Source organism: Neisseria sp. P0014.S009, from assembly GCF_051958155.1.
Lineage (GTDB): Bacteria > Pseudomonadota > Gammaproteobacteria > Burkholderiales > Neisseriaceae > Neisseria > Neisseria flavescens_C.
The window spans coordinates 1-25,778 of sequence record NZ_JBQCVS010000005.1 but is presented as its reverse complement, the minus strand read 5'-3'; the positions used below and the strand labels follow the sequence as shown (position 1 = coordinate 25,778).

Annotated in this window: 20 protein-coding genes and 1 pseudogene; 17 read left to right on the top strand and 4 right to left on the bottom strand. The window is 46.3% G+C overall.

Features of this window, described 5'->3' with window-relative positions; genetic code table 11:
* Positions 1 to 3: 3 nt before the first annotated feature.
* The 12 genes from ACTHS4_RS05285 to ubiT all read left to right on the top strand — a co-directional run bounded on the left by ACTHS4_RS05285 (position 4) and on the right by ubiT (position 13,044).
* Positions 4 to 1,308: a DUF262 domain-containing protein gene (locus ACTHS4_RS05285; RefSeq protein WP_070825950.1), complete on the top strand. Its 1,305-nt coding sequence runs from the start codon at positions 4 to 6 to the stop codon at positions 1,306 to 1,308.
* Complete coding sequence (locus tag ACTHS4_RS05280) at positions 1,295 to 3,289, top strand: DUF262 domain-containing protein (protein WP_371460388.1); 1,995 nt, start codon at positions 1,295 to 1,297, stop codon at positions 3,287 to 3,289. The genes ACTHS4_RS05285 and ACTHS4_RS05280 overlap by 14 nt, the downstream gene beginning before the upstream one ends.
* A gap of 113 nt (positions 3,290 to 3,402) precedes the next feature.
* Positions 3,403 to 5,145 (top strand): bifunctional alpha/beta hydrolase/class I SAM-dependent methyltransferase, encoded by a 1,743-nt coding sequence (locus ACTHS4_RS05275; RefSeq protein ID WP_070825948.1) that lies wholly within the window; start codon positions 3,403 to 3,405, stop codon positions 5,143 to 5,145.
* A 456-nt stretch (positions 5,146 to 5,601) separates the two neighbouring features.
* Positions 5,602 to 6,189, top strand: a complete 588-nt coding sequence (locus ACTHS4_RS05270) for a hypothetical protein (RefSeq protein WP_070825947.1) — start codon at positions 5,602 to 5,604, stop codon at positions 6,187 to 6,189.
* A gap of 4 nt (positions 6,190 to 6,193) precedes the next feature.
* The gene (locus ACTHS4_RS05265) at positions 6,194 to 7,480 is read left to right on the top strand and encodes a phosphatase PAP2/dual specificity phosphatase family protein (protein WP_070825946.1); all 1,287 of its coding nucleotides are present in this window, start codon (positions 6,194 to 6,196) and stop codon (positions 7,478 to 7,480) included.
* Positions 7,481 to 7,482: 2 nt separating this feature from the next.
* Positions 7,483 to 7,857, top strand: a complete 375-nt coding sequence (locus ACTHS4_RS05260) for a hypothetical protein (RefSeq protein WP_070825945.1) — start codon at positions 7,483 to 7,485, stop codon at positions 7,855 to 7,857.
* 63 nt (positions 7,858 to 7,920) lie between these two features.
* Positions 7,921 to 8,628, top strand: coding sequence for a lysophospholipid acyltransferase family protein (locus tag ACTHS4_RS05255; protein WP_371460387.1), 708 nt, complete (start codon positions 7,921 to 7,923; stop codon positions 8,626 to 8,628).
* On the top strand, positions 8,625 to 9,614 hold the full coding sequence (locus ACTHS4_RS05250) for a phosphatidate cytidylyltransferase (protein ID WP_070825944.1): 990 nt from the start codon (positions 8,625 to 8,627) through the stop codon (positions 9,612 to 9,614). Before ACTHS4_RS05255 ends, ACTHS4_RS05250 begins: the two co-directional genes overlap by 4 nt.
* A gap of 106 nt (positions 9,615 to 9,720) precedes the next feature.
* The gene (locus tag ACTHS4_RS05245) at positions 9,721 to 10,341 is read left to right on the top strand and encodes a DUF2238 domain-containing protein (RefSeq protein ID WP_070825968.1); all 621 of its coding nucleotides are present in this window, start codon (positions 9,721 to 9,723) and stop codon (positions 10,339 to 10,341) included.
* Positions 10,342 to 10,675: 334 nt separating this feature from the next.
* Positions 10,676 to 11,683: a ubiquinone anaerobic biosynthesis protein UbiU gene (ubiU, locus tag ACTHS4_RS05240; RefSeq protein ID WP_070825943.1), complete on the top strand. Its 1,008-nt coding sequence runs from the start codon at positions 10,676 to 10,678 to the stop codon at positions 11,681 to 11,683.
* A gap of 10 nt (positions 11,684 to 11,693) precedes the next feature.
* Positions 11,694 to 12,611: a U32 family peptidase gene (locus tag ACTHS4_RS05235; RefSeq protein WP_070825942.1), complete on the top strand. Its 918-nt coding sequence runs from the start codon at positions 11,694 to 11,696 to the stop codon at positions 12,609 to 12,611.
* Positions 12,598 to 13,044, top strand: coding sequence for a ubiquinone anaerobic biosynthesis accessory factor UbiT (ubiT, locus tag ACTHS4_RS05230; protein ID WP_063075590.1), 447 nt, complete (start codon positions 12,598 to 12,600; stop codon positions 13,042 to 13,044). Before ACTHS4_RS05235 ends, ubiT begins: the two co-directional genes overlap by 14 nt.
* A 153-nt stretch (positions 13,045 to 13,197) precedes the next feature.
* Here the strand turns inward: ubiT and ccoP are convergent, their stop codons facing one another.
* Genes ccoP through ccoN form a run of 4 tightly spaced genes read right to left on the bottom strand, consistent with a single transcriptional unit; the run spans position 13,198 to position 16,815 of the window.
* Entirely contained in the window at positions 13,198 to 14,544 is a 1,347-nt protein-coding gene (gene ccoP, locus ACTHS4_RS05225) for a cytochrome-c oxidase, cbb3-type subunit III (RefSeq protein WP_084824547.1), read from the bottom strand.
* Positions 14,544 to 14,741: a cbb3-type cytochrome oxidase subunit 3 gene (locus ACTHS4_RS05220; protein WP_440365576.1), complete on the bottom strand. Its 198-nt coding sequence runs from the start codon at positions 14,739 to 14,741 to the stop codon at positions 14,544 to 14,546. Before ACTHS4_RS05220 ends, ccoP begins: the two co-directional genes overlap by 1 nt.
* Before the next feature lie 4 nt (positions 14,742 to 14,745).
* Positions 14,746 to 15,357, bottom strand: coding sequence for a cytochrome-c oxidase, cbb3-type subunit II (gene ccoO, locus ACTHS4_RS05215; protein WP_003748778.1), 612 nt, complete (start codon positions 15,355 to 15,357; stop codon positions 14,746 to 14,748).
* A 24-nt stretch (positions 15,358 to 15,381) separates the two neighbouring features.
* Complete coding sequence (gene ccoN / locus ACTHS4_RS05210) at positions 15,382 to 16,815, bottom strand: cytochrome-c oxidase, cbb3-type subunit I (RefSeq protein ID WP_003748780.1); 1,434 nt, start codon at positions 16,813 to 16,815, stop codon at positions 15,382 to 15,384.
* A 332-nt stretch (positions 16,816 to 17,147) separates the two neighbouring features.
* On the opposite strand from ccoN, the gene ACTHS4_RS05205 reads away from it, so the two are divergent.
* The 5 genes and pseudogenes from ACTHS4_RS05205 (at position 17,148) to ACTHS4_RS05185 (ending at position 25,449) form a co-directional block, all read left to right on the top strand.
* On the top strand, positions 17,148 to 18,899 hold the full coding sequence (locus ACTHS4_RS05205; RefSeq protein ID WP_070825940.1) for a M61 family metallopeptidase: 1,752 nt from the start codon (positions 17,148 to 17,150) through the stop codon (positions 18,897 to 18,899).
* Positions 18,900 to 18,977: 78 nt separating this feature from the next.
* Positions 18,978 to 19,418 carry a TIGR01244 family sulfur transferase gene (locus ACTHS4_RS05200; RefSeq protein ID WP_070825939.1) on the top strand — a complete coding sequence of 147 codons (441 nt, stop codon included), beginning with the start codon at positions 18,978 to 18,980 and terminating at the stop codon, positions 19,416 to 19,418.
* Between the two features lie 413 nt (positions 19,419 to 19,831).
* Positions 19,832 to 20,098 (top strand): annotated as a pseudogene (locus ACTHS4_RS05195) (transposase); the annotation flags it as partial.
* Positions 20,099 to 20,533: 435 nt separating this feature from the next.
* Positions 20,534 to 22,618, top strand: coding sequence for a transferrin-binding protein-like solute binding protein (locus ACTHS4_RS05190; RefSeq protein ID WP_049328591.1), 2,085 nt, complete (start codon positions 20,534 to 20,536; stop codon positions 22,616 to 22,618).
* The gene (locus ACTHS4_RS05185) at positions 22,615 to 25,449 is read left to right on the top strand and encodes a lactoferrin/transferrin family TonB-dependent receptor (protein WP_060975174.1); all 2,835 of its coding nucleotides are present in this window, start codon (positions 22,615 to 22,617) and stop codon (positions 25,447 to 25,449) included. The genes ACTHS4_RS05190 and ACTHS4_RS05185 overlap by 4 nt, the downstream gene beginning before the upstream one ends.
* Positions 25,450 to 25,778 lie beyond the last annotated feature (329 nt).

Here is a 25,778-nt window from a genome sequence, read left to right as displayed (position 1 = left end):
TATATGAGCATAGAAAAAGCAGAAATACTCAAGATTGATGACATATTTAAATTAAATTTGAGTATCCCTAATTATCAAAGACCATACAAATGGACAATCAAAAATGTACAACAATTAATCGATGACCTGCTCCAAAATTTTAGGGAGGGGAAAAAAATATACCGCATCGGAACAATTGTTTTAAATAAAAATAACGACTGTTCTGAAATAGTAGATGGCCAACAGCGGCTTATTACACTCTCGTTATTGCTTCATAAACTGGGGAAGGATGTGTCTCTTTTAAAGGAAAAACCGAATCATAGCATCAGCAAAAATAATATTACAACGAACTATAATTTTCTTAAAAACTATAATTTCACAAATGAATTTAAGGATTACCTCCTTAACAGGTGTGAAATGGTTTGTATTGAATTAAATGACTTAGATGAGGCTTTTCAATTTTTTGATTCACAAAATGCCAGAGGCAAACCTTTAGAATCTTATGACCTCTTAAAAGCCTATCATTTAAGAGACATGAGGGATAAAGACGAGAAGGTCATTCACCAATGTGTCGAACGCTGGGAAAAATCTGCAATGTCTAATGATATAAATAATTTAGATAAAATTATCAATTATATCTTATTTAGACTTCGCCGCTGGCATTACAAAGAGAATGCAGAAATATTTACATCAGATGAATTAGATACATTTAAAGGCGTTCATGAAAAAGTTGATTATCCTTATTTACACGGAATATTAGCTACTCATACCATACAAAAATTATTACATGAAAATCCATTTTTATATCGATCAATATCAGCATTTCAGGCCACACAAGTGTTAATCAATGGAAAATATTTCTTTGATTATATTGAACATTATACAGCCATCTATGAAAAACTATTCAAAGAAAAGGATGGATTGTTAGATAAAATTCATTCTATTAATGGAATTGATTTAGAAAAAGGAGTAATGGCTTTTTTAAACAATCATAAATACAGCTATCGAACTGGTGATAAATACATTAGAAATTTATTTGAATGTACCGTATTGTTCTACTTTGATAAATTTGGAGAAAGCCATTTTGAAGAATTTATAACCAAAGCTTTTCTATGGGCTTACCGTACTCGGGTAGAATATCAGCGCATTACCTTCACGACCATTGAGAAAAAGGCTAGTGCTCCAGCCGGATTAATTTCTTATATTGAAAGATCCATTACTCCCGAACAAATAATGCGTTTTATTCAACAAACCGGAAAAGTCAATTTTTCAAAACATGTAGACCCTAAAATAAAAGAGATTTTGGAAATTAAAGATGAAAACAAATAATGATTACGTAAAAACATTAACCATAAATGAATTATTAAATTTAAATAAAGACAAATATATTATTCCTATTTATCAACGTAATTACGCATGGGGAGATGATGAGATCAGCCTTCTTATTCAAGACCTATGGAATGCATATGAGAAAAATAAGAATAATAAGAATAATAAGAATAATTATTATATTGGCAGCTTAGTCATTTATAAAAGAGAAAATGGAGATTTAGAAGTCATAGATGGACAACAACGATTGACCACACTGACTTTAATCATGCACTACTTAAAAATCATGCACTACTTAAAATCAGATACCTTTGTTAGAAATGTATCCTTTGAGCATAGAAATGACTCCGACGATGCCTTAGGACATCTTGACTCTGACTCCATACCTGATGTTTTTAAAAATGCTTTAAAATCAATAAAAAAATATTGGGAAACTGAGAGAACAGAAAAAGAAAGAATGGGTTTGGCAGAGTTCTTACAAGAAAACGTTAAAATTATTAGAACCGAAGTACCCGAAGACACCGACCTCAATCATTACTTTGAAATTATGAATACGCGGGGAGAGCAATTAGAAAAACATGAGATTATCAAGGCTACTTTAATGAAGGTTTTAGACACAGATAGTGAACGCTCTATTTTCGCCAAAATTTGGGATGCGTGTTCTGACATGAGCCGATATGTTGTAATGGAAATTAATTCGTCACTTAGAGAAAATATTTTTGGCAAAAATTGCGAAAATACTATTCCAAAAAAATTCAATGGCATTATTGAGAATATTGCTGATGCAGAAAAAACTCAAGGCTCCGCAAATGAAGAACAATCAATTCGTCAATTGATAACCGCCGATAATGGGGATATTCACTCTTCCAAAGAAAAAACAAACGAGCAGACAGATGGGCGTTTTAATTCCGTTATTGATTTCCCTAACTTCTTAATGCATATCTTGAAAATTTATCTAGAAAAATTTCCTACTGATCCTACTGACATTAACAAAATTACCTTTAAAGAGATTCCTCTGGATGAAAAAGAACTTTTGCGTGCTTTTGACAATGAAGACTGGGACAAAGAAAAGATTGTAAATTTTATAGATATATTGCTATCTTGTCGGCATTTGTTTGATAAATATATTATTAAATCAAATTCACTACGTTCAGAAGATGAGCATTGGTCTTTATGGGAAATCAAAAAAAAGGAATCAAAGAATTATTACTATAAAAATGTTTTCAGTGACGACAATGACGATAATAATGATTCCAATGATACTGAAGAAACTAATGATAGAACTAAAAACGCAATAATGTTGCTTTCTATGTTTCATGTTTCTAATCCATCCCGAATCTATAAAAACTGGCTATATGCTACATTGCGTTGGTTATTCGAGAATAAGAAAAGTATTACTCAAGAGACATATATTCAGTTTCTTGAAAATCTTTGTGATAAATTTTATTTTGAAAACAACTGCAATGGAAACAGGGATTTTATGAAAATTATCTTAAATGATAATTACACCACCCCTTCAGTACATAAGTCTTGGAATGATGGAGTAAACGTCCCAAATTTTGTATTTAATCGCTTGGATTATCAATTATGGAAATATCAAGACAAGGTAGAGGTCTTTTCAGCTATTAACCAATCTAAACAATCTATCTGGAAAAATTTTAGATTTAGTTTTAGAAGCTCGGTTGAGCACCATTACCCACAAAATCCCTCTCAAGATTTTGGCCTAGATAAATTAGATACAAATGTCTTAGATAATTTTGGCAATCTATATTTGTTATCTCAAAGTAAAAATTCCAGTTTCAGTAATAAACTTCCAGATTGGAAACGGCAGTATTACAAAGAAAAGGATACTTATGATAGCTTAAAACAAGCTATTATGATGAGTTACGAAAACTGGACAGAAAGCGAGATAAAAGATCATGAGAAAAAAATGCTAAAAATCTTAAATGAACCACTGACTGACTCATCGTATCGACCATAATCGGCACTTAACATATCTCCCCATCATTGCATTCGTCCGTCCATCGGATAATCATTGCATTTATTCGATATGTCATGATACTGTTCAAAAAATATGACTATTAGGAGTTTCTCATGTCCGAACAGCAAAAATACTTTTCTACCCAAGACGGTACTTCGCTTTTCTACCGCTATCGCCCTGCTGCCGATGGTTCTTCCGACAAAGCCATTGTGCTGTTCCATCGCGGACATGAGCATTCCGGCCGAATGATGTTTGTGGCGGATGAACTGGGTTTCAACGATTTTGCCTATTTTGCTTGGGACGCGCGCGGTCATGGTTACAGCCCCGGTGAACGCGGCGATAGTCCGAGTATTGGCACTTCGGTTTCAGACGTAGATGATTTTATCCGACACATCCAAAGCGAATACGGCATCAAACCTGAAAACATTTGCGTGATTGCGCAAAGTGTCGGCGCGGTATTGGTTTCTACTTGGTTGCACGATTACGCACCGAAAATCCGTTGCGCTGTATTGGCTTCGCCTGCGTTCAAAGTCAAACTCTATGTTCCGTTTGCCCGTACCGGTTTGAAACTCATGCAAAAATGGCGCGGCAATTTCTTTGTCAACAGCTACGTCAAAGCCCACTATCTGACCCACAATGTCGAACGTCAAAAAAGCTACGACAATGACCCGCTTATTGCCCGCGCCATTTCTGTGCGCATTCTGCTGGGTTTATATGAGGCGGCCGAACGTGTAGTCGCCGATGCACAAGCGATTACTACGCCTGTACAACTGTTGATTTCAGGCAGCGATTGGGTCGTTCATCACAAACCGCAACACGATTTCTACAATCGTTTGGGCAGCCATATTAAAGAGCGCCATATCCTGCCAGGTTTCTACCACGATACTTTAGGCGAGCAAGACCGTGAAATCGCGTTTGTAGAAATGCGCCGTTTTATCCGCGAGCGTTTCAATCAGCCTTTACAACAAGTCGATCTGACTCAAGCGCACTTATTTGGAGACAGCCGTCGTGAAGCTGACGAACTGGCTACGCCTTTGCCTGTTTGTACGCCTCGCAGCGCATTTTGGGCAATATATCGTGCCTCGCTCAAACTGGGTGCGCGCTGGAGTGAAGGCTTGAGAATCGGTCAAGAAACAGGTTTTGATTCAGGCAGCACGCTGGATTACGTCTACCGCAATCAACCGCAAGGCAGTAACGCTTTCGGTGTATGGGTGGACAAATACTATCTCAATGCCATCGGCTGGCGCGGCATCCGCCAACGCAAAGTCAATATCGGCAAAGCCATTCAGACGGCCTCAGCCAAACTGCGTGAAGCAGGGAAACCTGTACACGTTTTGGATATTGCATCCGGTCATGGCCGCTATGTATTGGATGCCCTGACTGCCGACACATTGCCTGATTCCGTGCGCTTGCGCGATTACAGCCCGATTAATGTCGAAGCCGGTCGCAAGCTGATTGCCGAGCGCGGCTTGCAAAACACGGTAACCTTCAATGAAGTCAATGCTTACGACTGCGCCAATTATCACGATTTGCAGCCGCGTCCAACGTTGGGCATCGTCTCCGGCCTGCACGAATTGTTTGCCGACAACGATTTGATTTTGAACTCACTCTACGGCTTCGGCGAAGCCATTGAAACTGGCGGCTACCTGATTTACACCGGCCAGCCTTGGCATCCGCAACTGGAAATGATTGCCCGCGCCCTGACCAGCCACAAAGCAGGCAGCCCAAACTGGGTAATGCGCCGCCGCAGTCAGCAGGAAATGGATCAGTTGGTTGAAAAGGCCGGTTTTGAAAAAATCCATCAATGGATAGACGAAGACGGTATTTTCACCGTGAGTTTGGCAGTGAAGAAATAAAAAGAGCAGTTTATCAATTACCGTTGTTTCGCACACAGAAGAATTTTTTTGGATTTCTTCGTGTGCAAAATGGCGGTTGAAATATGCAAAAATTTTTAGTTTTGTCTGGCAATCGATAAAACAACGAAAGGTCGTCTGAAACTTTATGTCTGTTTTCAGACGGCCTCAATAAAGCTTAAACCGTTCATCTAAAATTAACAGCTAATACGAATAGGTCCGCAGTTTTTAAAGATAAAACAGTTACATATATCACTAATACCCTACCACATTTACGTGACGTTCAAATTTATAGCGATATTCAGTTTTTTACCATTGTCACATTATGATAAACAACATAGTCTGCAGGAGTACCAGTAGTAGATAAGAATTTCATCTAGTATGACTCCTAGCCATTCAAAGAAATTCTCGGGAAAAGTGATTACGCTTGTATAAATTTTAATAAATTGAAACTTCATAATGAAAAAACTACTTGCATTACTACTTGTTTCTACCTTTTCATCCGTCTGCTATGCCGATGCGGTTGACTGGACACTTTTGCTGCAATCTATGAAGAAGGGTTGTACGTTTGATTCTGAAGCCTTGCCTTATGGAAAGTCCGACATCGGCAAACTGCCTGCCAAATACCGCGCATCCGTTGCCCGAAGCCACAGCAAGCAGACAGCGTCAGATGGTGAGGCATTCACTATTGAATTGAAAAATTCTGTTGCTTTTGGGCAGCCCTTATCAGCTTTGATCATTGAATCTAATGAAGGATACGGCTACGTCAAAATGAAATTTGCCCGAAATGCCGATGTATCTAAGCTTATCCCCTTATTCACAATACCAACCAATAAACAACGCGGTATGTTGGCCGTCGGCATGGCGAAGAATTTTTGTGCCAAAGATGCAAATGGGACGTTGACTGAATACCAATCTTCACAGCATCACTGGAGAGCCGTTTCAACAGATGGTCCGTGGCAGGAATTCCGCTACCATCCAAAAGAAAACGCTTTATCCTGCCTTCGCTCCGATCAATACGGCGATGAATTGAGATGTCCAAAATAAGTCCATGAAACCCACCCTCAAAACCTCCCTACTCAAGCTGATTTTAGTCGGTATCCTGTTCTACACCAGCTACGGCTTGTCCAATCATTACGCAGCGTCGCTGGACTATGTGCCTGAAATTGCTTTTGCATGGGAGAGCAATATCCCGTTTTGGGCATGGACGATTGTGCCTTATTGGTCGCTAAACCTGATGTATGCCGCGGCATTTTTTCTTTGCCGTGATACACAAGAACAAAACCGATATGTAGCGCACCTTGTAGCCGCTCAACTGATTGCGACTGCTTGCTTTGTGCTGTTTCCGCTGCGTTTCGGGTGGCCTAAACCGCCTGCTGATGGGCTGTCAGGCTGGCTGTTTGATTCATTGGCTGCGTTTGATTTGCCGTACAACCAAGCGCCATCTTTGCATATTGCATTGGCGATTATCGTGGGTGCATTTTATTGGACACGCTTTCCCAAAATCCGCCTGCCGCTTTTCTTATGGCAAAGCCTGATTGCCTTGTCGGTACTGACGACTTATCAACATCATTTTATTGACGTGCCGACCGGTGCATTGCTCGGCTGGCTGGTGTTGTGGGCTTTTCCGCGTCAGATGACTTCGCCGTTAAGACTGAGCTCAAATGATGTACGCTCAAGAAAGATTGCGCTGCTGTATTTGCTTGGCGCGTGTTTGACGGCGTTACCTGCGCTGCTGGGTGGCGTGTGGCTGTGGTTTATATGGATTAGCGTGTCTTTGCTGATGGTGGCCTTTGCCTATTTGACTGGGAATGCAAACATATTCCAAAAACAGGCTAACGGTAAATTATCGGCGGCAGCGACGGTTTTACTATTGCCTTATCTGGTGGGCGTACGGCTAAACATGGCGTATTGGTTACGCGGTAAGGCGAAAACGGCACAAGTCCGCAATGATGTATGGATTGGCAGCGTTTTGGGTATTTCAAACCATCTGCCTGCCGTATTGGATGTATGCGCCGAATATCCCTGCCGTAGCTATCAGGGAGCATATCGCGCTCTGCCTTTACTGGATATGGTAACGCCGTCTGAAAACGATTTGGTTCAGACGGCCTTGATATTGGAAACCTTACACCAAAAACACGGCAAAGTGCTGGTATGTTGCGCTTTGGGTTATGGAAGAAGTGCCGCAGTGGTGCTGACGTGGCTGCTGGTCTATGGTGGCTGCAAAAACTTGGCGCAAGCGAAGGCCGAACTCAAACAGGCTCGGCCGCAAATGGTATTATCGCCGGCCACCGCCCAAGCAGTTGAAGCTGCGGCCAACCGTTTAAAACAAGGATAATGATGGACAACGCAACCGACAGCCGTATTACTGCCCACCTGCTCTCTACCGCACATTATGTTGCCGCCTGCAATGCCTTGCTGCTCGCCTTTTCGGCAAAATATGGCGGCGCATGGTTTGCGGTGCAACTTGTCTTGGCAGCAGTTTTGCTGTACTGCCATATCCGCATTCACTTCGACCGTCGCGTGTTCCAAGACTTTGCCGACAACCGCTACTCTCCTGAAGACTTCGACCACGCCTTACAGCAAAACAGTTTGCGTCAAATTTCAGGCAGCCGTACTTTGACCCAACGGATAAACGGCGCACTTTCCTTATGGCGCAAAAGCTTATACCTGACCGTCGCACAATTTTTAATTTTGCTTATCCAAAGCATTTGATTATTTTTGCTAATTTACCCAAACCAGATCTAGAGCGGTATCTCACTTCAAAAGGCAGAAACAATGAAAAACTTCCTCAAAAAACAACTTGCCTGGCTGACCGACCAAGCCTTATGTCTGTCGGTCTCTTTTCTTACGGGCGTACGCCCCAAAAGCCCGCGCGAGCTGACATTCAATCAGCACCAAAAGGTCTATTACGCCAATCACGGCAGCCATGGCGATTTTGTGCTGGTGTGGATTTCCCTGCCCCGCCGCTGGCGCTTGTCCACGCGCCCTGTCGCCGGTTCGGATTACTGGCTGACGAGCAAACTCAAACGCTTCATCATTCAAAATGTTTTCAACGCCTTGCTGATTCCGCGTCATAGCGATAATCCGCAAGCGATTACCGAACAGATGAAAGATGCGCTGAACGCAGGCGATTCCTTGATTATTTTCCCTGAAGGCACGCGCAACACTGACGACAACACCATCCTGCTGCCATTCAAGTCCGGAATTTATCATCTGGCGAAAAGCAAACCCAATACCGAATTTGTGCCGATTTGGATAGACAACATCAGCCGCGTACTGCCCAAAGGCAAAATCCTGCCTATCCCGCTTTTGTGTGAAGTCCATATCGGACAGCCGCTTACTTTGCAGGAAAACGAAGACAAAGACAGCTTTTTGACACGTAGCCGTGAAGCGCTGCTGGCACTCAGGCCGTCTGAAAACGACCGCAGCGAGCTTCGCCAAAATGAATCTGAAGTTCATCAAAACAAAGGAGGACAAGCATGAGCCTTTCTACGACTTCCCAACAAATCATTGTCGAACAAGCCGCCGCTCATCTGACTCCGCAAGCCAGCTATATTTTTGTCGGCGTATTTGCCGTATTGTGTTTTGCCAGCATCATCGGACAATGGCTCAAGCGTAAAAACGGCGCAGATAATGCCACCATCGCCAACCTCAACGCCCGCATTTACGCATGGTGGCTGATGACGCTGGTGTTGCTGGGCGCGTTTTGGTTCGGAAAAATCGGGACGGTTGTACTGTTTTTCCTGATTTCATTTACCGCACTGCGCGAGTTTATGACCCTCGTCTATCGCCGCCGCAGCGACTATTACAGCATGGTGGTCTGCTTTTACCTGTTGCTGCCGGTGCAATACTATTTCGTCTATGACGGCTGGTATGGCATGTTCAGCATTTTTATTCCGGTTTACGGCTTTTTGATACTGCCGATTATTGCCAGCCTCAGCGGCCAAACCGCGCATTTTTTGGAACGCGCCGCCAAAACACAATGGATGGCGATGATTTGCATCTTCTGTCTGTCCCATGTTCCGGCGCTGATGTTTCTGGACTTGGACGGCTTCGACAACGGCAACAATATCCTATTACTGATCTTCCTGATTGGCGTGGTTCAAGTATCGGATGTGTTGCAATACGTTTGGGGCAAACTGATTGGCGGTGCAAAAATCATGCCTTCGCTTTCGCCGTCAAAAACCATTTCCGGCACTGTCGGCGGTATTTTGTCGGCCACTGCCATTGCCGCGTTGATGGCGCCGATTACGCCGTTCTCCCACGGCCAAGCGGCCGTTATTGGCTTTATCGTCTGCCTGATGGGCTTCTTTGGCGGCCTGGTTATGTCTGCCATCAAACGCGATTATGGTGTCAAAGACTGGGGCAATATGATACGCGGCCACGGCGGCATGCTTGACCGCGTGGATTCGATTTGCTTTGCTGCACCGGTGTTTTTCCACATCACCCGTTATTTCTGGAACGGCTAAACTTCAGGCCGTCTGAAAGATGTTTTCAGACGGCCTTGAATGTATGAAACTGCCAGCCCTGCCAATTCGTTATACAATACGCAACCATTGTTATTACACACACAACATGAATAAACCTTCTCCAATCTTTCCCATTTTTCTTGCTACGATTATCTTCGCCCTCATTGTTTGGTCAGGCATTAATCCTCATGACCGCGCGGTCTGGTACGCCGAAATCATCCCCGTAGCATCCGTATTCTTCCTTCTGGTTGCCACCTACCGCATTTTCCGCTTCAGCAACCTGGCCTACTTATTCATGAGTTTCTGGCTGATCATGCATTCAATCGGTGCATACTATACTTTTGCAGATGTACCGTTTGAATCCATCAACCGCTTTTTTGAACCAATTTTGGGCGAAAACCGCAATCATTACGACCGTATTGCCCACTACATCATCGGCTTTTATGCCTACCCGATGGCCGAATGGCTGCTGCGCCGCAGGCTGTGTAATCTGCCGCTGGCTTTGTTTTTCGGGCTGTTCTTCATCATGAGTGTGGCTGCCGCCTATGAAATCATCGAATGGCAATATGCCGTCATTGACGGCGGAGAAGCCGGACTGGAATTCTTGGGTTCTCAAGGCGATATTTGGGACGCGCAAAAAGACATGCTTGCCGATACTTTGGGCGCGTTAACTTCTCTGTTTATTTTTGTGTTTACCCGACCCGATAAACGCTTGGGTTTCTCTTAAATCTACCCCTTTAAAGCGAAAAGCCGTCTGAAACCAGATTTTCAGACGGCCTTTTTTCATTTTTCTATCGCCATTATTGTAAAAATTAATAAATGCGATAGTTAAAAACATAAGCCGATTTTGAAACAAAATCCGTCATCAAAATTTTTAAGCACATGAAATATATAAAAAACAACGTCTGTTAAGATTTTGTAAACAACATGCCTACGTCAACATGAATTTCTCGATTTGATTTAAGTCAGCATATCTTGTGTCATTAATCCATAAAATATCCGGAATTCTACAAAATATTGATTAACCCGATAGAGGTTATCATCAAGACGAGGAACACAAAATGCAGAAAACTCCAGAATTGGTCTGCCCCGCCGGCAACCTGCCTGCACTGAAAACCGCTGTGGACAACGGTGCGGACACGGTTTATATGGGTTTGAAAGATGCGACCAATGCACGAAACTTTCCGGGACTGAATTTCGACATGAAATCTGCGCGGGAAGGCGTAGCTTACGCCCATGCGCGCGGGCGCAATGTACTGATGGCCATCAATACATTCGCACAAGCCGGCCAAGTGGAGCGTTGGCATGCTGCTGTGGATACGGCGGCGGATTTGGGTGCCGATGCGATTATTGTTGCCGACCCCGCCATCATGGCGTATGCGGCAGACAAACATCCGAATTTACGCCTGCATATGTCAGTACAAGGTTCGGCCACCAATTACGAAGCCATCAATATGATGAAAGAGCTGTTCGGCATCCGTCGTGCCGTTTTGCCGCGCGTGCTGACCATCGATCAGGTCAAACATGTAATTGACAATACTGATGTGGAAATTGAAGTCTTTGGCTTCGGCAGTTTGTGTGTGATGGTGGAAGGCCGTTGCATCTTGTCGAGCTATGCAACAGGCGAATCGCCCAATATGCAAGGTGTCTGCTCTCCGGCAAAATCCGTCCGCTGGGAACAACTGCCCGACCGCATGAACGTACGTCTAAACCAGGTATTGATAGACCAATACAAACCCAATGAACCGGCAGGTTATCCAACCTTGTGCAAAGGCCGCTTTGAAGTCAATGATGAAACCTACTATGCTTTGGAAGAACCGACCAGCCTGAATGTTTTGGAAATGTTGCCCGAACTCATCAAAATCGGTGTGTCCGCCATCAAAATCGAGGGACGCCAACGCAGTCCGATGTATACGGCGCAAGTAACCAAATCCCTGCGCCAAGCACTGAATGCAGCCGCAGCCGACCCGTCGCATTTCAAAGTCAATCCGTCCTGGAACAATGCCTTGAGCAAAGTTTCGGAAGGTCATCAGACAACTTTGGGCGCATACAACCGCCCATGGAAATAAGGGGAAGAAAATGAATTCATTGAAATTGTCGCTGGGCCCTATTTTATTTTTCTGGCAAAAAGAAGCCCTACTGGAATTTTACGTTTCCATGCTGGATACGCCGTTGGACACTGTTTATTTAGGTGAGGTAGTCTGCTCACGCCGTCAGAAAATGCGCTTTGCCGACTGGTTCGGACTGGCTGAAGACTTGGCGGAAAGCGGTAAGGAGATTATTCTTTCTTCACAAGTCCTGCTCGAAAGCGAATCCGATCTGAAACGCCTGCGCAAAATCACGGAGCAGGGAAAGTTTAAAGTTGAAGCCAACGACATGGGGGCGGTTAAATTGGCACGCGAACATGGCATTCCTTTTGTTGCCGGTGCAAGCCTAAATATCTACAACGAAACCACTTTGGACGTATTCCGAAAATTAGGGGCATTCCGCTGGATTGCACCGTCCGAGCTGAGCCGCGATAAGGTTGCCGAAATTATTAAGGCTTCAGACGGCATTGAAACCGAACTCTTCGCTTGGGGTAAAATGCCGCTCGCCTATTCATCACGTTGCTTTACCGCCCGCCATTACAATCTGAATAAAGACAGTTGCGAGTTCCGCTGCCTCGATCATGAGCACGGTATGGCTATGAATACGCGAGAAGGCCAGCCGTTTCTCACCATCAACGGCATCCAAACCATGTCTTACGGCTGCCAAAACCTACTGCCCCACCATGAAGACTTGAATAAAATCGGCGTGAATATGCTCAGACTGTCGCCACAAATGCACAGCATGGCTGAAATTATCCAAATTCACCGCGATGTATTGGACGGAAAAGCCACATGGGAAGATATCCGCCCCGAGTTGGAACGACTGACTACCGGAACACTGGTTGACGGCTATTGGCGCGGTCAGCCCGGTATTGAAACCGTGAAGGAGGCATATTATGGCGCTGCCTGAAATCATATTACCCAAATGGATGGCAAAAATCGGTACCAAACTTCCCGGCAAACCTCCACGCTTTGTTTTGGTCTCCGTATTGAATACCATGCTGAAAAAAGGTTTACTGCCTGCCGATATGGAACTTTTTGCCGGAAGAAAATTCGAAATCGAAGTTTTGGATGCCGGCATTAAAGTGCGGTTTAGTGCCAATACGGAAAAATTCCTGGATGACAACTTCAGCGGGGCCCCCGATCTGAGGCTGGCCGCCAACGGTATAGACTTCATGCGCATGATGATGCGCGAGGAAGACCCCGATACCTTATTTTTCAACCGTAAATTGCAAATTGAAGGCGATACGGAATTGGGATTAATTACCAAAAACTTACTCGACAGTGTCGAGTGGCCTTTCAGCGAATGGTTCCTGAAACGCAGTACGTCCACTTTGGATTGATTAATTTTGGTTGAACCAAGAACAAAGGCCGTCTGAATGTTTCAGACGGCCTTATATATTTCACCTCTTTGATATGTCTTCTCTTATTGGTTTTATCAAATATAAAAAAGCGTACCTTGTTAGGTACGCTTTTTTTTTCAATCCGACTCAAAATTAGAATTTTGCACCGGACTCATTTGCCATAAAGTCTACAGCCGCTTTCACTTCATCGTCACTCAAGCTGCTGTTGCCGCCTTTGGCAGGCATTGAATTAAAACCTTCAAGCGCGTGTTTGTGCAAAGTATCTTTACCTTGCTTAATTCGAGGAGCCCAGTCGTCTTTTTTACCGACAACAGGTGCGCCCGGAATCATACCGCCATGACATGTTTTACAGTTGGCTTCAAAAACAGCTTTGCCGTCTACCTTAACCGGAGCCGCTTCTGCTTTTTCAGCAGGTTTGGCTTCAGCAGCCGGAGCAGCTTTAGTATCTGAAGCAGCTTTATCGGCAGCAGGAGCAGAAGCAGCCGCCGGAGCAGAAGCATCGGCAGGTTGAGCTACCGGAGCAGGCTCGGCTTTTTTAGCAGGAGCTTTTTTACCGTCTTTGTTGGACAAACCCCAAACATAAGCGGTCATGATGTGCAGCTTGTCTTTGTCGAGGAAGTGACCCCAAGCAGGCATTTGGCTGCTGCGGCCGTTGGTAATGGTTTCGGTAATCGCTTTTTGAGTACCGCCCCACAACCATACATCGTCGGTCAGATTCGGGCCAAGGCCTTGGATACCTTGACCTTTGTCGCCGTGACAAGTGAAACAGTTGGCAGGTGGGCCGCTAAACAGGGCTTTACCACGCTCTGCACGTTCTTCGTCATATTGACCCTTAGGTTTAGAAAGAGACATAACATACTGTGTTACGTTTTTCACGCCTTCTTCACCCAAAGCAGGACCCCATGCCGGCATAGAGGCAGTACGGCCTTTTTCAATGGTTTCCTGAATTTTTTCAGGTTCACCACCCCACAACCAATCGTCGTCGGTCAAATTCGGGAAGCCTTTGGAGCCTTTGGCATCTGAGCCGTGACATTGGATACAGTAGGTATTGAAAAGGTTTTGTGCAATAGCACGGGCTTCAGGGTCTTTAGCCACTTTCTCAATCGGCATATTGGAAAATTTAGCATACACTTTACCGTATTGCTGATTGGCTTTGGCAACTTCTTCTTCATATTGACCATGGCTGCTCCAGCCCCACAGGCCTTTGTAATCGCCGATACCTGGATACATAATCAGGTAGCCGACGCCAAACAGCCATGTGCAGACATAAAGCCAAAACCACCAACGTGGCAGAGGATTGTTGTACTCCGAAATGCCGTCCCACTCATGACCTGTGGTTTTTACTTCTTCGCCTTTTTTAGGGCGTTTCACAACGTTTTGCGAAAGCAGAAGCCAAGCCAGGCCGATGAAGCTGAGCACGACGATAACGGCAATATATATACTCCAGAAACTACTGGTAAATTGGGATGTTGTGTTCATTATTTTGCTCCGTGATCACAGACTGACTGAGCTTGATCGTCCTTTTCAGACGGCCTTTGTTCGTCATTATCGAAAATACTGCTGGCAGCATCGTCATAGTTTTTCTTATTGCGTCTATTGAACACAATATAGAGAACTAAAATAAAGCTGATAAATACCCAAACAGTAAAGAGCGAGCGAGCCCAGTTAGCGTCCATGATGTTACCTTACGTTTTTCAATGCCAAGCCCAAGCCTTGCAGATAGGCAATAACAGCGTCCAGCTCTGATTTGTTAGCCAGCATTTCAGGTGCTTTGGCAATTTCTTCATCGCTGTAAGGTGTACCCACTTTACGCAGGGCTTTCATATGCGCCACAGTTGCCTCGGCATCGACTTTATTGCGTGCGAGCCATGGGAATGCAGGCATATTGGACTCCGGCACAACGTCGCGCGGGTTCAGCAGGTGGATGCGGTGCCATTCATCGGAATAACGGCCGCCAACACGAGCCAAATCCGGACCGGTACGTTTAGAACCCCATTGGAACGGATGGTCATAAACAGACTCACCGGCAACAGAGTAATGACCGTAACGTTCAGTTTCTGCACGGAATGGACGAATCATTTGAGAGTGGCAGTTGTAGCAGCCTTCGCGTACATAAATATCGCGACCGGCCACTTGCAGGGCGTTATATGGTTTCACGCCAGGTGCAGGTTCGGTAACTGCCTTGGTGAAGAACAGCGGAACAGCCTCAATCAGAAGGCCGACGCTGACTACAAGCAGGGTGAATACAATCAGTACACCGACTTTTTCTTCAGCTAATTGTTGTAATTTCATTTTGGTAGCCTATCTTTCTTGTCATTAGTGGTGTTGAGTTTGAGAAACCGCAGGAATCTCAGCATCAACTGCTTTACCACTGATAGCAGTACGGTAAACGTTATATGCCATGATGCACATACCGCTCAGGTACAGAAGACCGCCGGTGAAACGAATCATGTAGTAAGGCATGGTACGTTTTACGGATTCAACGAAGGAATAAGTCAGCGTGCCGTCGTCATTCAAAGAACCCCACATCAGACCTTGCATTACGCCGGCAATCCACATTGCAGCGATATACAGAACCACGCCGATGGTCGCGATCCAGAAATGCGCCTCAACCAATTTGGTGCTGTACATTTCATTTTTGCCGAACAAGCGGGGAATCATATAGTAAACGGAACCGATGGTTACAAAGCCCACCCAGCCCAATGCGCCGGCGTGAACGTGTGCAACAGTCCAGTCGGTGTAGTGGCTCAGAGCGTTAACGGTTTTGATAGACATCATCGGGCCTTCGAAGGTAGACATACCGTAGAAAGACAGAGAAACGATCAAGAATTTCAAAATCGGGTCGGTACGCAGTTTGTCCCATGCGCCGGACAGAGTCATGATACCGTTGATCATACCACCCCAAGAAGGCGCAAACAGGATCAAAGACAATACCATACCCAAAGATTGAGTCCAGTCAGGCAATGCAGTGTAGTGCAAGTGGTGAGAACCAGCCCACATATAAGTGAAAATCAAAGCCCAGAAGTGGACAACGGACAAGCGGTAAGAGTAAATCGGACGGCCTGCTTGTTTAGGTACGAAATAGTACATCATACCCAAGAAGCCGGCTGTCAGGAAAAAGCCCACCGCATTGTGGCCGTACCACCATTGAACCATCGCATCAATCGCACCTGCGTAAACCGGATAAGATTTCATCAAACCGGCAGGGATGCTGATATTGTTGACGATGTGCAACAGCGCAACGGCCAAGATAAAGCCGCCGTAGAACCAGTTGGCAACGTAAATATGTTTGATTTTACGTTTAGCAATCGTACCGAAGAATACGATAGCGTAGGCAACCCACACCAGCGTAATCAAAATATCGATAGGCCATTCCAACTCGGCGTATTCTTTACCTTGGGTGTAACCCATAGGCAAGCTGATGGCCGCAGCCACGATAACAGCCTGCCAACCCCAGAAGGTAAATGCAGGCAGCCAACCGCCAAACAGACGGGTATTACATGTACGTTGAACAACGTAGTATGATGTACCGATCAAACCGCAACCACCGAATGCAAAAATAACCGCATTGGTGTGCAGAGGACGCAGGCGGCCGAAGTGGAACCAAGGTCCGATATTGGATAAATCGAGGGCAGGAGCAAAAAGCTGGGCAGCGACGATAACGCCGACCAACATGCCCACAATACCCCAAACTACAGTCATGATGGCGAACTGGCGCACCACTTTGTAGTTATAAGTTTGTGTGTCCATGGAAGTCTCCATAAATTATGGGTATAAAAAATTTTTATCTCACCTCAACCATTACGTTTATGAAAAGCGCAATACGGCCAAGGCTCAAATTTTTCTAAATTTAACATAGACACCACAACATGCCAAGCAAAATTACATTCCACATTGCATAAAATATTTAGCAAGACATAAATTCATTTCTTTTATAATCAATAAATTATTAAAACATACGCATTAAATCGGACATGGTATTTTTTCAAGCCCCCTTTTTCATACAGTTTTATTGATATAGATTAAGCCTACCCTTTAAACCCCCTTATTCTTAATAAACTTTAGCAAATTAACCAATAGCCATGATTAATTACAAAATTACTCCCAACTTTCTGTCCCATGAATGGCACATCACCTTATCATTCACTCAAACTGATGATTCTGAAACAGAAATCAGCCTACCAAACTGGGTTCCCGGCAGCTACCTCATCCGTGACTTTGCCCGCCACATCACACACATCAACGCGCACTGCAACGGCAAAGCCCAGCCGCTGACACAAACCAGCAAAAACCATTGGCAAACCCCTGCTCTCAGTGGAGCGTGGGAAATTTACTACACTGTTTACGCATTCGACTTATCAGTTCGCGGCTCGTTCCTCAGCACCGAGCGCGGCTTTTTCGACGGCGCATGCCTATTCTTAAAAGTACACGGACAAGAGGAACAACCGCACCAAGTCGAATTTCCTATCCTGCCACACACATGGCAGATAGCCACAACCCTGCCACAAATTTCGGCGACCACTTTTCAGACGGCCTCATATGCCGAGCTTATTGATCACCCTGTTGAAACAGGCATCATCGAATTCCTCGACTTTGAAGCACAAGGTATTCCCCACCGTATTGCATTAAGCGGTATCTACCCCGATTTCGACCTCACCCGCTTCCTCGCCGATATTCAAAAAATCTGCGAAACCGAGTTGGCGATGTTCCCTTCCCCTGCCCCGTTTACCGAATACCTTTTCCTATTACATCTGGGCGACAACCTTTATGGCGGACTGGAACACATCAGCAGCACCGCCCTACTCGCCGACCGCCACAGTCTGCCATCTTACGATATGGGTGAAGCCGACAAAGCCTATACCGAACTACTCGGCCTCTTCTCCCATGAATACTTCCACGCATGGAACGTTAAATCCATCAAACCGGCCGTATTCGCACCTTACAACCTCGACCAAGAAAACTATACCGAGCAACTTTGGGCATTTGAAGGCATTACCTCCTACTACGACGACCTCTTTCTTGCCAGAAGCAAAACCATCAGCCCCGAAGCCTACCTTACCCTGCTTGCACAAAGCATCACTCGCGTACAGCAGACACAAGGCCGTCTGAAACAAACACTTGCCCAATCCAGTTTCAGCGCATGGGACAAATTCTACAAACAAGACGAAAACAGCCCCAACGCCATCGTCAGCTACTATCAAAAAGGCGCACTGGCCGCACTTTGCCTCGACCTCATCATCCGCGAAAAAAGCCAAGGCAAATACACCCTCGACAGCGTAATGCAGCAACACTATCGCGACTGGTGCGACACCTATCAAGGCATACCCGAAAAACACTGGCAATTCCGTTGCCAAGAAATCACAGGCTTGGATTTGGAGGCCTTCTTTCAGACGGCCTTATACAGCACCGATGATCTTCCGCTCGCAGAATGCCTGCAAAGCGTAGGTGTCAAACTCGACTTTATTCCCCTACCACGCCAGCACGGCGGAGCATTTGCCAGCGAACCACAATCGGTTGCCCCCGCCAACGATTTGGGCGCACGTTTCAAACAAAGTAGCGACCATGCTGTCCTGACTCATGTATTTAATGGCAGCAGCGCAGAAAATGCCGGACTCTGCCCGCAAGACAAAATCATCGCCTTAGGCGGCTATGCCTGCAACGACCTTGCAGCGCAGTGGAACAAACTGCCTATCGGCACGCGCACCACCATCCATTTCTTCCGCCAAGGCCTATTGCGCGAAACCAGCATCACAGTTCAAGCAGCAGAAGCCAATACCGCCCTGCTGCACATTACCGATCGCCAAAAACTCGAAAACTGGTTGTACAATCATTAAATAAAACTTCAAACGGCCTGCCACTTCCTAGGCCGTCTGAAATCTACATATCCGCTCAATATAAAGAAAGGAAAAACTATGCCCATCCGTAAACTGACTGACTCCCTCTATATTGCCCCCCAACTAACCGAAGCCGATGTCCAAGAGGCCGTACGTCTCGGCATCCAAACCGTTATCTGCAACCGCCCAGACGGCGAAGAAGAAAACCAACCGGCTTTTGCCGAAGTACAAAACTGGTTTAGAGAGGCCGGCATCAACCAATTTTCCCACCAGCCCGTTGTCGCGCCTCAAATCAACGCAGCCGATGTCGCAGCCTTCCAAAATCTGTTGCAACAATCTCCGGCTCCCATTCTTGCCTTCTGCCGTACCGGCACACGTTGCTCCCTGCTTTGGGGTTATCATCAAGTGCAACACGGCGCATCCGTAGCCGAAGTAGTTGCCGCAGCCGAACAGGCTGGCGTCAACCTCAGCAACTTTGAGACCCGCCTACAAGAAGCCAAAGATAAAGGTTTGGCTTAATACTTTATTTATATATAAGTAGTAGCCTTCAAACCAATCAGGCCGTCTGAAACCAATTCTTTCAGACGGCCTAATGACTTTTATTCACAATCAAACCTTATTTTTAATTTATTTCCACTATTCTAAAAATATATTTTCTAAATCAAACCCGAATTGACCTGTATCAATACCCTGACCCTATTTTCATTTATAATGCCTTTCGATGCTTCAGGGCCAAGCCCGAATCCTCCAGTTTTCCTCTATAAGAGCCAGCTCTCTTATTAAATGATTTTTCTTTCCTCTTGATGTGTGTGTGTTTGGGTGTGGCCGAAAGCCACCCCCCTTTTTTTATACCTACCCTCTTTAAGGCCGAGACCTTTGCAAAATTCCCCAAAATCCCCTAAATTCCCACCAAGACATTTAGGGGATTTCTCATGAGCACCTTCTTCCAGCAAACCGTACAAGCCATGATTGCCAAACACATCGACCGCTTCCCACTATTGAAGTTGGATCAGGTGATTGATTGGCAGCCGATCAAACAGTACCTGAATCGTCAAAGAACCCGTTACCTTCGAGACCACCGCGGCCGTCCCGCCTATCCCCTGTTATCCATGTTCAAAGCCGTCCTGCTCGGACAATGGCACAGCCTCTCCGATCCCGAACTCGAACACAGCCTCATCACCCGCATCGATTTCAACCTGAGACCTTTGCAAAATCCCCCAAAATCCCCTAAATTCCCACCAAGACATTTAGGGGATTTTGGGGGATTTTGCAAAGGTCTCCCACTATATGAATCGTCATTCCCGCGCAGGCGGGAATCTAGGTCTGTCAGTGCGGAAACTTATCGGGTAAAACGGTTTCTTGAGATTTTACGTTCTAGATTCCCACTTTCGTGGGAATGACGGGATGTATAGTGGATTAACAAAAACCAGTACATCGTAGGCTCGCCTTAGCTCAAAGAGAACGATTCTCTAAGGTGCTGAAGCACCAAGTGAATCGGTTCCGTACTATTTATACTGTCTGCGGCTCGTCGCCTTGTCCTGATTTTTGTTAATTCACTATAAAAACGGGTTGATATTATCTGTGCATATTAATATAATGATAATTATTATTAATCAAATAGAGGAAAAGTAGGGATGTGTAAGCCGAATTATGGCGGCATTGTCTTGTTGCCCTTACTTTTGGCATCTTGTATCGGCGGCAATTTCGGCGTGCAGCCTGTTGTCGAATCAACGCCGACCGCGCAAACCCCGTCAGATTCCAAACCTTCCAAGCCTGAGGATATTCCTGCTCCGGCTCCTGCCAAACCTTCTATAGAAACCACGCCGGTCAACCAGCCCGCCGTCGGTGCGGCAATGCGGTTGCCAAGGCGGAATATTGCTTTTTATAACAAAGACGGTACGGAAATTCCCGATAAGCATCAGGCAGAGGAGTATCTGCCGCTTAAAGAGGAGGATATCCTGTTTTTAGACGGTACGCCGCAAGAACAGGTCGACAAACTTAAAAAGGAAATCAAAGGACGGCATCCTAATGCACAAATCTACACGTCCGATTCAAAAGATGCTGTGTATCAATATAAATATGTCCGGGCCGGATATGTTTATACTCAAACAGGAGAAGACGAAATCAAACAGAACTCAGGTGGTAAGCGGTTTACCCACCGGTTTGGTTATGACGGGTTTGTATATTATTCCGGAGAACATCCCTCCCAATCTTTACCGAGCGCGGGAACGGTGAAATATTCCGGTAACTGGCAATATATGACCGATGCCAAACGTCATCGGACAGGTCAGGCGGTTGCCAGTGAGAATTTGGGTTATAACACATATTATGGTAATAATATTGGTGCAACTTCTTATGCGGCTAGGGATGCCGACGACAGGGAAAAACATCCTGCCGAATATACGGTTAATTTCGACAAAAAAAACCTGGAAGGTAAGTTGATTAAAAATCAGTATGTGCAAAATAAGAATAATCCAGATGAACCTAAAAAGCCGCTGATCATTTACAACATTACTGCAAAATTGGACGGCAACCGCTTTATCGGCAGTGCCAAGGTCAATCCTGATTTAGCGGAAAAACATGCCGGTAAGGAGCATTTGTTTTTCCATGCCGATGCCGATCAGCGGCTTGAGGGCGGTTTTTTCGGTGATAACGGAGAAGAGCTTGCCGGACGGTTTATCAGCAACGACAAAAGCGTATTCGGCGTATTCGCAGGCAAACAAAATAGCTCCGTGCCGTCTGAAACGCATACCAAAATCTTGGATTCGCTGAAAATTGCCGCCGACGAAGCTGCCGATCCTAAGGCACGTCCGTTTATTGCCGAGCCTATGCCCGACTTTGCCCATCCTGACAAACTCCTTGTCGAAGGGCGTGAAATCTCCTTGGTCAAAGATACTCAAACCATCGTTCTTGCCGACGGCAGGAAAACGACAATCCGAACCTGCTGCGATTTTCTGAACTATGTGAAAATCGGACGGATGCAAACCGACCGTCCCGTCGTCAAACCGACTGCAACAGAGGACGAAGATTCCGATCATGAAGGCGCGGGACCTGATGATGAAAATGAAAGTTTAGAGCCTGAAGACGGTGAAGACGGTTTGGAAAATGATACCGATGACGGTCATGCTTCTTCCGAGTTGCCGGCAGAGGAAGATAACGGGGAAGCAAATACAGCAGGAAAAAATGAAGGAAACAACGCGGAAAGCGTAGGCACGGATGGAAAATCACCTGTCCAACCCGCTTCTGCATACAGGAATATCGACCTTTTCATAAAAGGTATCCGCACTTCCGAGGCAGACATCCCCAAAATTGGGAATGTCCACTATAGAGGTTCATGGGAAGCCCGTATCGGCGCGCCGATCCAATGGGATAACCATGCGGATAAAGCGGCAAAAGCCGAATTCGACGTTAACTTTGCCAACAAGTCCCTTTCCGGCACCCTGATGGAGAAAAATGGTGTAGAACCTGCCTTCTATATTGAAAACGGTATTATTGAGCACAACGGTTTCCATGCAGCAGCACGTACCCGTGATACAGGTATCGACCTGCTTGGCAGGGGTGCAACATCCTCCAAACCGTTTAAAGCCGAGAACCTTCATGTAACAGGGGGCTTTTACGGACCTCATGCATCGGAATTGGGCGGCAGCTTTGCCGAACCCCAACAAAAAATCGGTGTGGTATTTGGTGCGAAGAAAGATGACAAGGAGGCAACACGATGAACAGAAGGCATACATTCCCGCTTACCCTGACCGCCTTGGCCATTGCAGCCGCTTTCCCATCATATGCGGCAAACCCCGAAACAGCGGCATCTGATGCGGCGCAAAGTCAATCATTGAAGGAGATTACCGTCCGTGCCGCCAAAGTGGGACGGCGATCGAAAGAGGCGACCGGTTTGGGCAAAATCGTCAAAACGTCGGAAACGTTGAACAAAGAACAGGTACTCGGTATCCGCGACCTGACGCGCTACGATCCGGGCGTGGCCGTCGTCGAACAAGGTAACGGCGCGAGCGGCGGTTATTCGATACGGGGCGTGGATAAAAACCGTGTGGCGGTTTCGGTCGACGGTGTTGCCCAAATACAGGCGTTTACCGTGCAGGGTGCATTGAGCGGATACGGCGGACGCGGCGGCAGCGGTGCAATCAACGAAATCGAATATGAAAACGTCGGTACGGTAGAAATCGACAAAGGTGCCGGTTCTTCCGATCACGGCAGCGGTGCGCTCGGCGGAGCAGTCTCCCTCCGCACCAAAGAGGCGGCAGACCTGATTTCAGACGGCAAAAGTTGGGGGATACAGGCAAAAACCGCCTACGGCAGTAAAAACCGCCAATTTATGAAGTCGCTCGGCGCGGGTTTCAGTAAGGACGGTTGGGAAGGGCTGTTAATCCGAACCGAACGCCAAGGGCGGGAAACGCGCCCGCACGGCGATATTGCGGACGGGGTGGAATACGGCATAGACCGTTTGGACGCGTTCCGCCAGACATACGATATTCAGAGTCCGAATAAAAAGGCGGAATATTTCCTGGCGGAGGGCGAGAGTGAGCTCAAGCCTGTGGCAAAATTGGCGGGCAACGGGAAATATTTGAAAAACCAGCTCAACCGCTGGGTGGAAGAACGCCGTTCAAAAGGTCAGGCTTTAAACAGTGAAGAAGAAGCGATGGTGCGGGAGGCGCAGGCGCGCCACGAAAACCTGTCCGCCCAATCGTACACAGGCGGCGGCAGGATATTGCCCGATCCGATGGATTACCGCAGCGGTTCGTGGCTTGCCAAGCTGGGCTACCGCTTCGGCGGCAGGCATTATGTCGGCGGCGTGTTTGAGGATACCAAACAGCGTTACGACATCCGCGATATGACGGAAAAACAGTATTACGGTACGGACGAGGCGAAAAAGTTTAGCGACAAGAGCGGGGTGTACGACGGCAACGATTTCCGCGACGGCTTGTATTTTGTGCCGAATATAGAAGCGTGGGATAAAAACAAAGAAAAATGGGTCAAGGGCATAGGTTTGAAATATTCCCGCACCAAATTTATAGATGAACATCACCGCCGCCGCCGTATGGGTTTGCTGTACCGTTATGAAAACGAAGCGTATTCTGACAATTGGGCGGACAAGGCGGTGTTGTCGTTTGACAAACAGGGCGTGGCAACCGACAACAACACGCTGAAGCTGAATTGCGCCGTGTATCCTGCCGTGGACAAATCCTGCCGCGCGTCGGCAGACAAGCCGTATTCCTACGACAGCAGCGACCGTTTCCACTACCGCGAACAGCACAATGTTTTGAATGCCTCGTTTGAGAAGTCGCTGAAAAACAAATGGACGAAACACCATCTGACTTTGGGCTTCGGTTACGATGCTTCCAAAGCGATCTCCCGCCCCGAACAGCTTTCCCACAATGCGGCAAGGATTTCGGAATACTCGGATTACACCGATAAGGGAGACAAGTATCTTTTGGGTAAGCCCGAAGTCGTCGAAGGGTCGGTCTGCGGCTACATCGAAACCCTGCGTTCCCGCAAATGCGTGCCAAGAAAAATCAACGGCAGCAATATCCACATTTCTTTGAACGACCGTTTTTCAATCGGCAAATATTTCGATTTCAGCTTGGGCGGCAGGTACGACCGGCAAAACTTTACCACGTCGGAAGAACTCGTCCGCAGCGGGCGGTATGTTGACCGTTCGTGGAACAGCGGCATCGTGTTCAAACCGAACCGGCATTTTTCTTTGTCTTACCGCGCCTCCAGCGGCTTCAGAACGCCCTCCTTCCAAGAACTTTTCGGGATAGACATTTATCACGATTATCCGAAAGGCTGGCAGCGTCCTGCCCTGAAATCGGAAAAGGCAGCCAACCGCGAAATCGGTTTGCAGTGGAAGGGCGATTTCGGCTTTTTGGAAATCAGCAGCTTCCGCAACCGTTATACCGATATGATTGCCGTTGCCGATCAAAAAACCAAATTGCCGAATCAGGCAGGACAATTGACAGAGATTGATATACGCGATTATTACAATGCCCAAAATATGTCGCTCCAAGGCATCAACATCTTGGGAAAAATCGACTGGAACGGTGTGTATCACAAACTGCCCGAAGGTTTGTACACGACTTTGGCGTACAACCGTATCAAACCGAAATCGGTATCCAACCGGCCGGGACTGTCCCTCCGCAGCTATGCTTTGGATGCGGTACAGCCGTCGCGTTATGTTTTGGGGTTCGGATACGACCAGCCCGAGGGGAAATGGGGCGCAAACATTATGCTGACCTATTCCAAAGGGAAAAACCCTGATGAACTTGCTTATCTGGCAGGCGATCAAAAACGATATTCGGCAAAAAGAGCGTCGTCTGCTTGGTCGACGGCAGATGTTTCCGCCTATCTTAATCTGAAAAAACGGCTGACCTTGAGGGCGGCTATCTACAATATCGGCAACTACCGCTACGTTACTTGGGAATCCTTGCGCCAGACTGCGGAAAGCACGGCAAACCGGCACGGCGGCGACAGTAACTATGGAAGGTATGCCGCACCGGGCAGGAACTTCAGCCTCGCGCTTGAAATGAAGTTTTAAAGGAAATACCGTCTGAAAGCTTGATCTGCACCCCAAAAGTCGGACTAAACCGCCAACTGATTAAGGTGCAGGTTTTTTTTGAGGTTTAGGGTAACTTCTAAACCGTCATTCCGGGAATCTGGACATTCAATGCTAAGGCAGTTTGAGACCTTTACAAAATCCCCCAAAATCCCCTAAATTACCACCAAGACATTTAGGAGATTTTTCATGAGTACCTTCTTCCGGCAAACTGCACAAGCCATGATTGCCAAACACATCGACCGTTTCCCGCTATTGAAGTTGGATCAAGTGATTGACTGGCAACCGATCGAACAGTACCTGAATCGTCA